Source organism: Rudaea sp. (assembly GCF_036383415.1).
Taxonomy (GTDB): domain Bacteria; phylum Pseudomonadota; class Gammaproteobacteria; order Xanthomonadales; family Rhodanobacteraceae; genus Rudaea.
In genome coordinates, this window is record NZ_DASVOK010000158.1 from 1 (window position 1) to 13,621 (window position 13,621).

12 protein-coding genes and 1 pseudogene are annotated in these 13,621 nt (G+C 64.7%); 1 reads left to right on the top strand and 12 read right to left on the bottom strand.

Going from position 1 to position 13,621, the window contains the following annotated elements; genetic code table 11:
* The 4 genes from VF497_RS06050 to VF497_RS06065 all read right to left on the bottom strand — a co-directional run.
* Positions 1–791, bottom strand: a 791-nt coding sequence (locus VF497_RS06050) for an alpha-hydroxy acid oxidase (protein WP_330886728.1), incomplete at its 3' end; no start/stop codon positions are given.
* A gap of 20 nt (positions 792–811) precedes the next feature.
* Complete coding sequence (locus tag VF497_RS06055) at positions 812–3,223, bottom strand: TonB-dependent receptor (protein WP_330886729.1); 2,412 nt, start codon at positions 3,221–3,223, stop codon at positions 812–814.
* Positions 3,224–3,456: 233 nt separating this feature from the next.
* A complete protein-coding gene (locus VF497_RS06060) occupies positions 3,457–4,044 on the bottom strand; it encodes a HutD family protein (protein WP_330886730.1) in 588 nt (195 codons plus the stop codon).
* A gap of 7 nt (positions 4,045–4,051) precedes the next feature.
* Positions 4,052–4,549 (bottom strand): SET domain-containing protein, encoded by a 498-nt coding sequence (locus tag VF497_RS06065; protein ID WP_330886731.1) that lies wholly within the window; start codon positions 4,547–4,549, stop codon positions 4,052–4,054.
* Between the two features lie 101 nt (positions 4,550–4,650).
* On the opposite strand from VF497_RS06065, the gene VF497_RS06070 reads away from it, so the two are divergent.
* Complete coding sequence (locus VF497_RS06070) at positions 4,651–5,373, top strand: LssY C-terminal domain-containing protein (protein WP_330886732.1); 723 nt, start codon at positions 4,651–4,653, stop codon at positions 5,371–5,373.
* A gap of 48 nt (positions 5,374–5,421) precedes the next feature.
* Here VF497_RS06070 and VF497_RS06075 read toward each other — a convergent pair whose 3' ends face one another.
* The 8 genes and pseudogenes from VF497_RS06075 to VF497_RS06110 all read right to left on the bottom strand — a co-directional run.
* Positions 5,422–6,000, bottom strand: a complete 579-nt coding sequence (locus VF497_RS06075) for a DUF3501 family protein (protein ID WP_330886733.1) — start codon at positions 5,998–6,000, stop codon at positions 5,422–5,424.
* 2 nt (positions 6,001–6,002) lie between these two features.
* Positions 6,003–7,346 carry a (Fe-S)-binding protein gene (locus VF497_RS06080; protein WP_330886734.1) on the bottom strand — a complete coding sequence of 448 codons (1,344 nt, stop codon included), beginning with the start codon at positions 7,344–7,346 and terminating at the stop codon, positions 6,003–6,005.
* Between the two features lie 122 nt (positions 7,347–7,468).
* On the bottom strand, positions 7,469–7,888 hold the full coding sequence (locus tag VF497_RS06085) for a rubrerythrin family protein (protein ID WP_330886735.1): 420 nt from the start codon (positions 7,886–7,888) through the stop codon (positions 7,469–7,471).
* 170 nt (positions 7,889–8,058) lie between these two features.
* Positions 8,059–8,457, bottom strand: a complete 399-nt coding sequence (gene crcB, locus VF497_RS06090; protein ID WP_414706846.1) for a fluoride efflux transporter CrcB — start codon at positions 8,455–8,457, stop codon at positions 8,059–8,061.
* 75 nt (positions 8,458–8,532) lie between these two features.
* Positions 8,533–10,698: a polyphosphate kinase 1 gene (gene ppk1, locus VF497_RS06095; protein WP_330886736.1), complete on the bottom strand. Its 2,166-nt coding sequence runs from the start codon at positions 10,696–10,698 to the stop codon at positions 8,533–8,535.
* A complete protein-coding gene (phoR, locus tag VF497_RS06100; protein ID WP_330886737.1) occupies positions 10,695–12,029 on the bottom strand; it encodes a phosphate regulon sensor histidine kinase PhoR in 1,335 nt (444 codons plus the stop codon). Before phoR ends, ppk1 begins: the two co-directional genes overlap by 4 nt.
* Before the next feature lie 199 nt (positions 12,030–12,228).
* Positions 12,229–12,924 (bottom strand): phosphate regulon transcriptional regulator PhoB, encoded by a 696-nt coding sequence (phoB, locus tag VF497_RS06105; protein WP_330886738.1) that lies wholly within the window; start codon positions 12,922–12,924, stop codon positions 12,229–12,231.
* A 60-nt stretch (positions 12,925–12,984) separates the two neighbouring features.
* Positions 12,985–13,621 (bottom strand): annotated as a pseudogene (locus VF497_RS06110) (hypothetical protein); the annotation flags it as partial.

The window sequence follows — 13,621 nt, forward strand, 5'->3', positions numbered from 1 at the left end:
AGGCCACCCACGCCGCGCTGTTGCAGGTCGCGTGCGTCCTGCGGGTGCAGCACGCCTTTGACCCACACCGGAAGGCGCGACTGCGTCATCAGCCAGTCGAGATCGCGCCAGGCCGGAGCGTCGCGCATCAGACCCTGGAAAATGCGGCTCTCGCCTTCGTCCTGAGCAGGTGACGGCGGCGTCTCGTAGCCTTGCAGGTTCGCGGCCACGCACTCGGCAGGCAGGCGGAAGCCGGCTTGCAGCGCGCGCAGGCTGGCCGCCTGGATTGCCGCATCGAGCGTCACGACGATGGCGCCGAAGCCGGCGTCCTCGGCGCGACGCAGCAGGTCGAGCGTGGAGTTCCGGTCGGGCTGGAAGTAAAGCTGGAACCAGCGCCGCGGCCCGGCCAGCCGTGCGATGTCTTCGAGGCGATGGGAACTCTGCGTGCTGCAGACGATGCCGCTGTCCGTCGCCCGCGCGGCGCGCGCGCTGGCGAGTTCTCCGTCCGCGTGCACGAGTTTCTGATGTGCGACCGGCGCGAGCAGCAACGGGTGCTCTAACGGCTGGCCGCCAAGCATGCGACGCGTGTGGCCTGCGCTCACATCGCGCAGCAGGCGCGGCACGATCGCGAGATTGGCGAACGCGGCGAGGTTGGCGGCCGCGGTGATATCGCGCCCGCTGCCGCCGGCGATGTAGGCCAGCGTCGGCGCGTCGATATGGCGTGACGCGAGCGTCTCGTAATCCTGCGCACAGCGCACGTCCGCCGGGATGGCGTCGGGCGGCGATGTGGCTGGGAGCAGGCTTGCGTTCATGGCGGACCGATCAATGGTTTTCACAGTTCCATATCGAGGGCGAGCGTGAATCTGCGTGCATCGCCCTTGTAGAGGAAGAAGCCGCCGCGGTAGACCGCCGTGTAGTACTCCTTGTCGCCCGCGTTGAGCACGTTCGCATGCAGCTGGAGATGCTTGTTGATGCGATAGTTGGCGAACAGGTCGAACACGGTGAAGCCGTTCACTGGTTGCGCGCACAGGCCGGTGGCGGCGTCGTAGGCCACGCCGGTGTCCGGTTGACCGCCGCAGCGCTGGCCGTCGTGACGCACGGTGCCGCCGAAGTCGAAGGCGCGCGTCAGCTGGTACTTGCCTTGCACCGAATAGGTCTGGTTGGCGAAGTTGGCGAGCGGATGGCTGATGAGGGCGGCGTTCGCAGTGTTTGCCTTGGTGATCTTCGACTTCATGAAGGCAGCACCGGCCTGCAGCGAGAAATTGTCGGTGACGTTGCCGACCAGTCCGAGTTCGACACCCTGCACGCGGTTCGCACCGGTGTTCGTGGTCCCGTCGATGGCGTATTCGGCCTGGCTGGTGGCCTCCATCACGTTGCTCTTGTTGGTACGGAACACGGCGGCGGTGGCGAGCAACTTGTGGTCGAGCAGGTTCCACTTTGTGCCGAGTTCCCAGTTCCTCGAAGTTTCCGGTTTGGCATTGGTGACGACGCCGAGACCGGTCACTGTGACGAGACCGCCGTACCCTGCGGCCGTGCCCGAGTCCGGCTCACCGCCGTTGATGTCCTGGCCCGTGCCATAGGCGGCATAGACGATGCCGTCGGGCGCCAGCTTGTAGCTCAGGCCGGCCCAGCCGTTGTGCAGCGTCTCCTCGTACCGGTAGTTGCCCGTGAGTGCGCCGGTCGTGGCGTTGTAGGTTTTCGCGGTGAAGTCCAATATGCGATCCAGGCGCAAGCCGCCGAACGCGGTGAAGCGATCGGTGAGGTCGACGGTGTCCATGGCGCTTGCGGCGACGGTTTTGACATGCCAGTCGTAATTCTGGCCACCGCGCGCCCACGTCGTGCCCGTGATCGAGTTGGGGTTGGCGATCGCCGCACCGTCGAAGCCGCTGCTGGGCACCGTCACGCAATAGGCGTTGTTCGTGGTCGAGGTGGCGGAAGTACGGCAATTGAACGGCAGCGCATTGGTCGCCGTGTAGCCGCCCTGATCAACCTGGTGATCGGTGTACTCGAGGGTGAAGACGCTTTCGTTCTTCCGGCCGAAGAGATTGGTATCCCAGCGCAGGTTGTCCTGGTGGGCGAAGTACTTCACGTCCTGCCAGCGATTGTGGGGCTGGATCGTGGCGGCCTGGGCGGTGATGTTGTACTGCGGCGCCCAGAATGCGTAGCCGTTGTTCGTCGTGCCGTAGCGCGTCAGGCTGTTGAGGGTGACGTTCGGCGCGATGTTCCAGCGGATGCGCGCGGTGCCGGTGTCGATGTCCGATTTCATGAAGTCGCCGTCCTGCGCGCCGACCACGTCGCTTCGGGTAGGGCGGCGCTTGGGCTGGCTGTCGATGAGATAACTGCCGGTGTCGGGATAGTCGTCCTTGCCGCGCGCGCCGTAGTAGTCGAGAGTGATGGAAAAATCCTTGTTCGCCTCGTAGAGCCCGGAGATGGCGATGCCTTTGCGCGCGCGGCTTGCGGGGTCGCGGTCGGGCACGTCCTGGTCGGCCCATAATGCGTTGATGCGCACCGCGCCGTTGTCGCCGATCGCCTTGTTGATGTCGGCCGTGTAGCGCTGGTACGCATCGGTGCCGACACCGAGATTGACGCGGGTGAAGTTGTAGTCGAGCGTGGCCTGCTTGGTGATCGCGTTGATCGCGCCGCCGGCGGAACCGCGGCCGGCGAAACTCGAGTTCGGGCCCTTGGTGATTTCGACCTGCTCGATCGCGAAACTTTCGCGCGTGCTCATGCCCGGATCGCGCAGGCCGTCGACGAAGACGTCGCTCTTGGCGCTTTGACCGCGAATGACGAAGTTGTCGCCGAACATGTTGCCGTTCTCGCCCGTGCCAAGTGTGATGCCGGGCTGCGAGGCGAGGATCTGCTTGAGGTCGGTCTGCCCCGAGTCGGCAATGGCGGCGGCGGTGACGACCTGGATGGTCTGCGGCGTCTCGGCCAGCGGGCGCGTATGGCGCGAATCGCCCGAGGTCTTGGCCTTGTAGGGCGCGCCGACTTCGGCGTTGGGATTCGGATCGATGGCCTTTTCCACGACCTGGATCGTCGGGAACGTCGCATTCTCGGAGGCTTTGTTCTGAGCCTGCTCCGTCTGCGCCTCGGCACACAGCGGCATCAGCATCGCGGCCGAAATGCCGGCAGCCAGGCCATGTCTTGCGAGCATCTGGATCGAAGACTGGCTCGCGGCGATCCGGCGCAAGCTTGCGGGCTTGAGGACCGGATTGCGGCTGGCTGCGTGTGCGGACTTTTCCATCATTCACTCTCTCGTTGGTTAAGTAATTCTAAAGAAAAGATTAATAAGAATCATTCTTATTTGCAACAACGATTGAGAAAATGGAGGGACTTTCAACGGCATCGCCATGTGGGAGCGTGAGCGCAGCGCGAGGCAGAGGCACACGCGACGCGGGCGTGTCGCTCCATTGCCTATCGGCGGCGCTAGCGCGAGGACGCGATTTGTCGCGCGCAGTGAGCTGCGCGAAGAGGTGCCTACAGCGCGATGAGCCGGATCATGACGAGTTCGCCGCCGCCGTCGATCACGACGCTGCCGGGCTCGTCGTCCGCTTCGATCAGCAGGGACTCACCCATGGATATCTCGGGCAGGTCGCCATGGCGTTCGATCCGCGCCGCGCCTGCGGCCATGTAGACGAACCACAGGTCGGCGGCGCTCGCGGCGAACAGCATCGAGCCGACGAGCGGACGCTGGCGGATTTCGCAACGCCACAGGTCGCGCCGCGCGATCAGGTTGAAGTCGCGCACCGGGCCGTCGATGAGGCTGCCGCGGGTGTGCGCGTCGCCGGAGAAATGGACGAAGTCCAGGCGTTGGTCGAGCATGGCCGTTGGCGCGCCGTCGAACTCCAGGCGCATGCCGTTGCCCTCGAGCAATGCAATCCAGCGATCACATTGTGGAAAAGTGGAAAATGCACCATCACTCTCGATGTCGGCGATGCTGACGCGCCAGCCGAATCCTTCGCCGCCTTCGGGCAACGGTTGGCTGTACAGCTCCGTCGTCCAGCCACCGCCGTTCTTCCAGCGCATGCGCCGGTAGTCGGATTCGCGCAGATGGCGGATCTTCATCGGCCTGTCACCCGCAATCCGCCGCGGTCTGCACGAAGCGCGGGTTTGCGACGATCTCGTGCAGTTGCGCGCTCGACAGCGCCAGGCTTTCGGCCCAGGTGTAGCCGACGATCTCGCCGCCGCTGGTCGAGTCGAGGAAATCCTCTTTTTGCCCCGGCGCGAGCAGGTGGCGGTAGTCGACCGTGATCTCCTCGCCCGCATCGAGGTCGCGCAGTGCGAAGACGAAGCCGAGATGCCAAAGCCCGTTCGGCGCGAACGAGTGGTTGATGTAGCACTCGTCGGGCCACTCCGGCGTGACCGTATAGCGGTCCTCGAACCAGCGCACGGTTGCTGCGAGCAATTCGTGTGCATTCGGCAACGCCTCGACTTCGCGCCATTTGTATACTTTTCGGATATCGTCCGGCGCGGTGATCAGGCGCCCGCGCGCGACGGCCTTGTCGAGGAACAGGCCTTTGCCGGCGCCCGGAATGTTCGAGGCGGCGACATGGTAGCGGGGCAGGATCATGGGTGCGGCACGTGTCGTGGCAAAGTGCGTATTCTAGACTTCCGTGTCGCAGATTCGCGATGCCTTTGGTTCGTGCCGAAATGATGGCGAACGAGAGTTCGATGAGGTCTGGCGTTGGCGCGCGTGCGGCCGGCGCGTTGCTGTTCCTGGCCGTTTCATGTTGCTGCCGTTGCGGTCCGGCAGTTGCGAACGAGGAGTTGGTGCTGCCGGATTTTTCCAGCCGCTATCCGGCCCTTGCTGCAGCGGGCACGCGTTCGTCAACGCCGAAAGGCGTACCGGGTGATCCGCTGAACCTCGCCTTCGTCGGCGGCGAGGACGATCTGCTGCGGCTGATGGCGAAGGCGGGCTGGTTCCCGGCGGATCCGATCACGTTGAGAAGCTCGCTGCGCATCGCGATGGACAGCATCGTGCGCCGGCCGTATGTCGCCGCGCCGGTGAGCAGCCTCTACGTCGGTGGCAGGAAGCAGGATCTGGCCTTCGAGCAGCCGGCCGCGAACAATCCGTCGAAACGCCACCACGTGCGTTTCTGGCGCATCGCCGCGTCGGGGCCTGCGCAGTGGATGGCGGCGGCGACCTACGACACTAGCATCGGCCTCAGTCGCTCCAATGGACACGTCACCGATCATGTCACCCACCATATTTCCGCCGACGTCGATGCGGAACGCGACAAATTGCTCGCCGACCTGCAGCGTGCGGGCGGCGTGTCGATCGCATGGATCGACAGCTTCCAGCCCGTGCGCGAGGGACGCAACGGCGGCGGTGATCCGTTCCACACCGATGGCCGGTTGGCGCTCGTTGTCATCGTGGTGGCTGCGGCGCCGTGATGCCCGCGGAATGCGGCGGAGCAATGACCAAAATCGCGTAGTGGTGGTCTAGTCGAAATCCGCAGCGAGTGCCGCGCGTGTCGCCGCGTTCAACGCCTGCTGCGCGGAGTAGGCGGGATGATCGATCGCGATCGCGATTTCCGAATCGGCGAACGCGGCGACGTGAGCCGTGTCGAGTTCGAAGCGCAGGAAATGCACCGCGGCGGTCTTGGTGTCGGTGCTGCGATCGAGGTCCTCGTCAGCGATGGCGACGACGGGCGCGAGGTTGCCGATCTGCAGCGCAACGCGATGCTCGATGCCGTGCAGCTCGACGAGCTTGCGCGCGCGTTCGTGCTCGTCGGGATATTCGATCAACATCGTTGCCTTGAGGTTGCGGCCGTCGGGGATCAGCGGATTGTAGGCGGCGAGTTCTTCGGCGATGCCGGCGGGCTCGAAGATGCGCTCGACGCGCAGCATTTCCTGGATCTGATACTGCACGGTCAGCGCATCCTCGAACACGAGCGTGACGTGCGCGCCGACATGGACGATGCGTGCCTGTTTGTGCGCGAGCACGCGCGCGCGAAACGCGGGGCGCTCGCGCGCGTAGGTTTCGAGGGTGAACAAGTCTTGCGGTGTGAGTTTTTGCATCGTCAGATTCCATAGGCCAGCCGCAGCAGCCCGAGCGGACTTTCCGCGGGCGGCTTGTCGCCAAGGCCATGCGCGATATGGCTGCCGGCCATCGGGCAGTCGCTGGCGAAGTGCGCGGGCGCGATCTGCTCGACGCGCGCCTCCACGGGCTTCGCGATCTTGCGCGCGAACGCGTAGGTTTTCGCCTTCACGCCGTAAGTGCCGTCGTGGCCCGAGCAACGTTCGATCGATTGCACCTCGGTATCGGGGATCAGGCTCAGCACTTCGCGCGTCTTTGGCCCAATATTTTGCACGCGTTGGTGGCAGGGCGCGTGATAGGCGACCTTGCCGAGGCCCTGCTTGAACTGAACGTCAAGCAAGCCAGCCTGATGGCGTTGCCAGAGGTATTCGAACGGATCGAAGATGTGGCGCTTGACCAGCTGCACGTCCTCGTCGTCGGGGAACATCAGCGGCAATTCCTGCTTGAACATGAGCACGCAGGACGGAATCGTCGCGCTGAGGTCCCAGCCGTCGCGGACCGCCGTCGCGAGCACCGGGATATTTTGCTTCTTGTACTTTTCCACCGAGGCGAGATCGCCGAGTTCGAGCTTGGGCATGCCGCAGCAGACCTCGCGCCCGATCAGCTTGACCGCGATGCCGTTGTGCTGCAGCACGGCGGCGAGATCCTCGACCGGTTGTGGCGTCGAATAGTTGCAATAGCACGTCGCGAAGATCGCGACCTTGCCGCGCGTGCGGCCCGCGGGCTGCGTCGCGCCGGCGCCGTCGAGATGCTTCAGGCGCTTGCGCGCGGTGTCCGCGGTGTACGCAGGCACGCGCGCATTGCGATCGACGCCCAGCGATTTCTCGAGCAGCTTGCGCGCGGTCGGCGCGCGGTTGAGCGCGTTGACCGCCTCGACTACGACCGGGATCGTCGACAGCTTGCCGACCGCGTCCGTCGCGGAAAGAATTTTTGCAGCGAGTTTCGTTTCGCCGCGCTGGAACGCCGCGGCCTTCGCGCGCAGCATCAGGTGCGGAAAGTCGACGTTCCACGCATGCGGCGGCACGTAAGGGCACTTGGTCTGGTAGCAGAGGTCGCAGAGATAGCACTGGTCGACGACCTTGGCGTAGTCGGACTTGGCAACGCCGTCGACTTCCATCGTTGTCGACTCGTCGACCAAGTCGAACAGGGTCGGGAACGACTGGCACAGGCTCACGCAACGCCGGCAGCCGTGGCAGATCTCGAACACGCGTTCGAGTTCCTTGTCGATCGCGGCTTGATCGTAGAACTGCGGATTCTTCCAATCGAGCGGATGGCGCGTTGGCGCTTCGAGATTGCCTTCGCGCGGGGTCGGCGGCGTTGCGCTCATGCACAGGCTCCGTAGGGCGCGCCGATTCAATCGAATCGGTCGCGCCCGGTTCTTGGCTTCCCGTTGCGGGAATGCAGGGCGCGATGAATCGCGCCCCTACGTGTGACGGTCGCCAGTGGCGATCAGCCCAGCTCGTTCAGCGCCTTGGTGAACCGGTTCGCGTGCGAACGCTCGGCCTTGGCCAAGGTTTCGAACCAGTCGGCGATTTCGCCGAATCCCTCGTCGCGCGCGGTCTTGGCCATGCCCGGGTACATGTCGGTGTACTCGTGCGTCTCGCCGGCGATCGCGGATTTGAGATTGTCCTGGGTGCCGCCGAACGGCAACCCCGTCGCCGGATCGCCGACCGCCTCGAGATATTCCAGGTGGCCGTGCGCGTGGCCGGTTTCGCCTTCGGCCGTGGAGCGGAACACGGCGGCCACGTCGTTGTAGCCTTCGACATCGGCCTTGGCGGCGAAATAGAGATAGCGGCGGTTGGCCTGGGATTCGCCGGCGAATGCGGCTTTCAGGCTGTCCTCGGTCTTGGAACCTTTCAGATTGCTCATGACTCACCTCTTGCTGTGTGGCTGGAGGAAGCGGACGACCGCAGCTCACGCTGCGGATGGCACGAGCCTAGCGCAGAACCCTGCCGGGATGAAATTGATTGTTGCGATCGATTCGATAGAAACCGTCTATCGTGATCGCTGCCGGAATCCGCGCGGACTACGCGCGAGGCTCACGTCTTGAGCATAGTGCGCACGATGCCGACCCCGATCAGCGTCATCGCCAGCGAACCGAGCACGTGCGCGGCGACGATGGCGAACGACCAGGAGTATTCCTGACGCAGCAACAGGTTCACCGTTTCGCCCGAGAACGCCGAGAACGTGGTGAAGCCGCCGCACAGGCCGGTGATGACGAACAGGCGCCATTCCGGCGGCAGATTGTGGAAATGATCGAAGTAGGCGATCGCCGCGCCGATGACGAAGCCGCCGATCAGGTTCACCGCAAGCGTGCCGAGTGGCAGGTTAGGCACGACGTCGTTGAGCGCGAGGCCGAACATCCAGCGCAGCGCGCTGCCGATCGCGCCGCCGACGAGGACGCAGAGCAGGGAAAGCCAAGTCATCGATGCAGGCACGCGCGAATCATTCGCGCTGAGCGTAGCGCGCGGCGCGAATGAAGTCGACCCGTCCCTCCAATGCCTCCGCTGCGGCTAGCAAATTTTCGCCAGCAGGGCCTGCTGCGCGGAATGCGGTTTCTCGCCGGCAGCGGGAGCCAGGCGCTCATAGTGGCCGTCGGCCTTGAGCACCCAGGCCTGAGTATTGTCGGCGAGATAGTTGGCGAGCGCTTCGTCGTAGACGCGCTTGGCGAGATCGGGGTCGAGAATCGGGAAGCCGGTCTCGATGCGACGCAGCAGGTTGCGTTCCATCCAGTCCGCGCTCGAGCAGTAGATTTCCGGTTCGCCATCGTTGGAGTACCAGTACACGCGGCTGTGCTCGAGGAAGCGGCCGACGATCGAGCGCACGCGAACGTTTTCCGAGACACCGGGCAGGCCAGGTTTGAGCGTGCAGGCGCCGCGCACGATCAGATCGATCTGCACGCCCGCGATCGAGGCCTTGTACAGCAGTTCGATCACCGAGGGCTCGTTGAGTGCATTCATCTTGGCGATGATGCGCGCGGGCTTGCCGGCCTGCGCATGCGCGATCTCGCGTTCGATGCGCTCCATCACGCCCTTGTGCAAGGTGAACGGCGATTGCAGCAGGCGCTTGAGCTTGATCATCGGTCCCAAGCCCGACAACTGCTGGAACAGCTTGTGCGCGTCCTCGCCGATGTCCTTGTCCGCGGTCATCAGGCCGAAGTCGGTGTAGATGCGCGAGGTGACCGTGTGGTAGTTGCCGGTCGACAGATGCACATAGCGGCGCAGGCCGGTCTTCTCGCGGCGCACGATCAGCAGCACCTTGGCGTGCGTCTTGTAGCCGACCACGCCGTAGACGACCTGCACGCCGGCTTCCTGCAGGCGGTTGGCGAGGCCGATGTTCGCCTCCTCGTCGAAGCGCGCGCGCAACTCGACGACGACGGTGACGTCCTTGCCCGCGCGCGCGGCATCGATCAGCGAATTGACCAGCGGCGAATCGTTGCCGGCGCGATACAGCGTCTGCTTGATCGCGAGCACGGTCGGATCGCTCGCCGCTTCCTTGACCAGTTCGGTGACCGCGCCGAACGATTCGTAGGGATGATGGAGCAGGATGTCGCGTTCGGAAATCGCTTCGAACAGGCTGCGCTCGTTGACGATCGGTGCGATCAGGCGCGAGGTGAATTTCGGGAACTTGAGGTCGGGCCGCTCGACCTGGTCGTAGATCGCGGTGATGCGATGCACGTTGACCGGGCCGGGCAGGCGGTACACATCCGATTCGCTGAGCTCGAAATTGTGCATCAGGTAATCGGCGACCGGCTTCGGGCAGGTGTCGGCGATCTCTATTCGCGATGCACGCGCAAAACCGCGGCCACGCAATTCGTCGCGCAACGCGAGCGCGAGATTCTCGACGTCGTCCTCGTCGACGAACAGTTCGCTGTTGCGCGTGACGCGGAACTGGTAGGCACCGGTGACCTTCATGCCCGGGAACAGCTCGTCGACGAACTGGTGCAGGATGCTCGACAGGAAGACGAAGTCGTAGGGTTTGTCGGCGACTTCCTCGGGCAGGCGCACGATGCGCGGCAGCGAACGCGGCGCGCGCAGCAGTGCCATGTGGCCTTCGCGGCCGAACGCGTCCTTGCCTTCGAGCGAAACAGCGAAGTTCAGGCTCTTATTGAGGATGCGCGGGAACGGATGCGCCGGGTCGAGGCCGAGCGGCGACAGCACCGGCAGCACCTCGTTCTGGAAGTAGCCCTGCAGCCAGCGCGTCTGTTTGGACGTCCACTTGTCACGCGCGATGAAGCGGATGCCTTCGCGGTCGAGCTCGGGCAGCAGCGTTTCGTTCCAGAACGTGTACTGCGCGTTGACGAGATCGAGCACGCGCGTGCGGATGCGCGCGAGCAGTTCGGCCGGCGAGGTGCCGTCCGGCCCGGCCTTGGCGTCGCCGAAGGCGACGTGATGACGCAGGATCGCGACCTGGACTTCGAAGAATTCGTCGAGGTTGGAATTGGAGATGCACAGGAAGCGCATGCGCTCGAGCAACGGCACCGACGGATCCTGCGCCTGCGCGAGCACGCGGAAATTGAACTCGAGCTGGGCGAGCTCGCGGTTGAGGTAGAGCGAGGGGTCGCGCAGGTTGCGTGCATCGGCCGCGGCTTCCGCAACGGATGCTGGCGCCGCCGCGCGCGACTTGCCGTTGACGCGTGGCGTGGCCTGCGCAGCGACGGCGGATTCTTCGGCGCTCATGGATGGATTTCCTCGGAGAGCGGTTCGAACGCGAGCAGGCGCTCGCGCGAGAAGACGCAGGAGAAGGTGCTGCCGACGCCGAGTTCGCTCTCGATTTCGAGTCGCGCCTGATGCAACTGAAGCACATGCTTGACGATGGACAGGCCGAGACCGGTGCCACCCGACTCGCGCGAGCGGCTGGTCGAAACGCGGTAGAAGCGCTCGGTGATGCGCGGCAGGTGCTCGGCCGGAATGCCGTAGCCGGTGTCGGCGACGGCGAAACGCGCAGATCCATTCGCTGCAGTCGCCTGCCACGAGATCTCGATGCGCCCGCCCTCGGGCGTGTAGCGTACCGCGTTGGAGACGAGATTCGAGAACGCGCTGTGAAGATAATCGGTCGAGCCGCGCAGGTCGGATTCGCAGCCGAGCACGACGTTGATGTGGTGGCGGCCCTGCGAGAGGCCATCGGCTTCGCGCTTCAGGGTCGACAGCAATGCACGCATCGATACACGTTCGTTGTCGTTGATCTGCTGCTGCGCCTCGAGGCGCGACAGAGTGAGCAGGTCCTCGACGATCTGGGTCATGCGCCGCGATTGCCCGCGCAGGTCGGCGAGTACCGGGGCGAGTTGCGGCATGACTTCGGGTTCGAGCATTTCGAGGTATCCGTGCAGCACGGTCAACGGTGTACGCAACTCGTGTGACACGTTGGCGACGAAATCGCGACGGACCTGTTCGAGTCGGGCAAGCGGCGTCATGTCGCGCACGACGAGCAGGCTGTGGTCGTAGGAATACGGGATCAGGCGGAACGACAGGCGCACCGCGTCGTTGACGTTCGAAGCGGCGTCGCGCAGCGGTTCGCGCGTCGGGTCTTCGTTGAACCAGGTCTTCGCCGGCAGCGGCAGGAAATCGTCGATGTGCGCGCCGCGGTCGCGCGGCGCGGCCATGCCGAGCAGGCGCTCGGCGGCCTCGTTGAACCAGATCACGCTGCGGCCGCGATCGAGCACGACGACGCCGTCGGGCAGCGCTGCCGCACCCTCGCGGAACGCGCGCAGCAAGTTGACGAGGCGGCGTTTGCGCGAACGTTCAGCGTGCAGTTTCATGTGCATGTACGTGGAGATGTCCGACCACACGCCGCGATCTTCCGGCGGCGGCGTGCGCTGGCGCGAGCGCAGCCAGGTTTGCAGCCGATACAGGCTGACCAGCGAGCGCAGGGAATAACCGAGCAGCGCGGCAATGACCGCGTATTCGACCGCGCCGAGCCACCAGCCGATCGCAAGCGCGACCGCCAGCAGGACGACGAAGCGTCCCAACGAGACTTGCCATGCGTGGCTTTGCAGGAATTGCAGCTGCATTATTGCGGCCAGTTCGACAGCGGATGCGCACAATTATACCTTGCTCTTTCTTCCCTTCCCCCTCCGGGAGAAGGTGCCCTGATCCAATGGAAGCAGGGGCGGATGAGGGTTCGAGTTCGGATTGGCGTCGATACGACGCCGGACCTTACCCGTCGCGCTTCGCGCGCCGACCTCTCCCGGCGGGAGAGGTGAAAACATGTCAGGCCACCGGAGTCGTCGAAAACCGATAGCCCGCGCCGCGCACGGTCTGCACGAGATCGTCGCAACGGTGTGGTTCGAGTGTCTTGCGCAGGCGGCGGATATGCACGTCGACCGTGCGCTCCTCGACGTAGACGCTGCCGCCCCAGACGTAGTCGAGCAACTGGCTGCGCGAGTACACGCGCTCGGGATGGGTCATGAAGAAATGCAGCAGGCGGTATTCGGTCGGGCCGATCGGCACGCTGTCGTCGCCGGCGTAGACGCGGTGCGCGGCGCTGTCGATCTTGAGCGCGCCGACTTCGATCACGCCGTCGGTGTCGACGCCATGCGTGCGGCGCATGACCGCATTGATGCGCGCGATCAGTTCACGCGGCGAAAAGGGTTTCACCACGTAGTCGTCGACGCCGGCCTCGAGGCCGCCGACGCGGTCGGTTTCCTCGCCGCGCGCGGTGAGCATGATGATCGGCACGTCGCGCGTCAGCTCTTCCTTGCGCAGGCGGCGGGCGAGGTCGAGGCCGCTCATGCCGGGCAACATCCAGTCGAGCAGGATCAGGTCGGGCACGCGCTCGACGATCATCGTCTGTGCCGCGCGCGCATCGGCGGCATGGCTGGGTTCCATGCCGGCTTTGCGCAGGGCGAAGGCGACCATGTCGCGGATCGCGGGTTCGTCTTCGACGATGAGGATGTTTTTTTGCACGAGGTCAATCCGTAGCGACGCGGGGCGCGCGCTTTATGACAGATTGCGGTATTTCAAACGTCAATTGTTACGGTTGAATGACGGCGCGGCGCAATTCGCCCTGGAATCCTTGTCCTGTGCCGGGTCGGAGGACAGCTTCGATGTGCGCGAATTGGCGAGTGGCGCACCGAAACGCGAGTCGAATGCATTCGACGTTTCGTCCGCGCGTGCGAAGGCGTCCTTCTGCGTGGCGGTCGCGTCGGTGTGCATGCTGAAGCTCAATCCGGTTTTCGGCTTGAGACAGTTGCTGTCCGCGGCGAGCTTGCCCTGGTCCTCGGGGCGGATCTTGTGCCGACGATAGTCGAGCACGAGCGGGGTCATCGCCGCGATCAGCGCTTCGACGCGCGTGCGCTGGTAGTAGTCGAGGTCGCTGCGCTTGGCGATGTCCTTCAACTGGTTGAGCGCGTCCTCGGCGCGGCCGTTGAGATAGGCGGCGGTCGCGTGCGCTTCACCAGCGCGCACCGGATCACCGGCGAGTTCGCAGGCGCGCGCGAACGTTGTCTGCAGCGCCGGGTCCTCGTCGTCCTTGGCGATCTGCGAGCGCAGCAGTTCCTGTGCCTGCTTGCCGGCGGCCTTGTCGCCGTACTGCAGCAGCGCATCGGCGTGGGCGAGCGCGAGCGCGCGGTTGTTCGGGAACGATTTCTGCACGCGCGCGTAG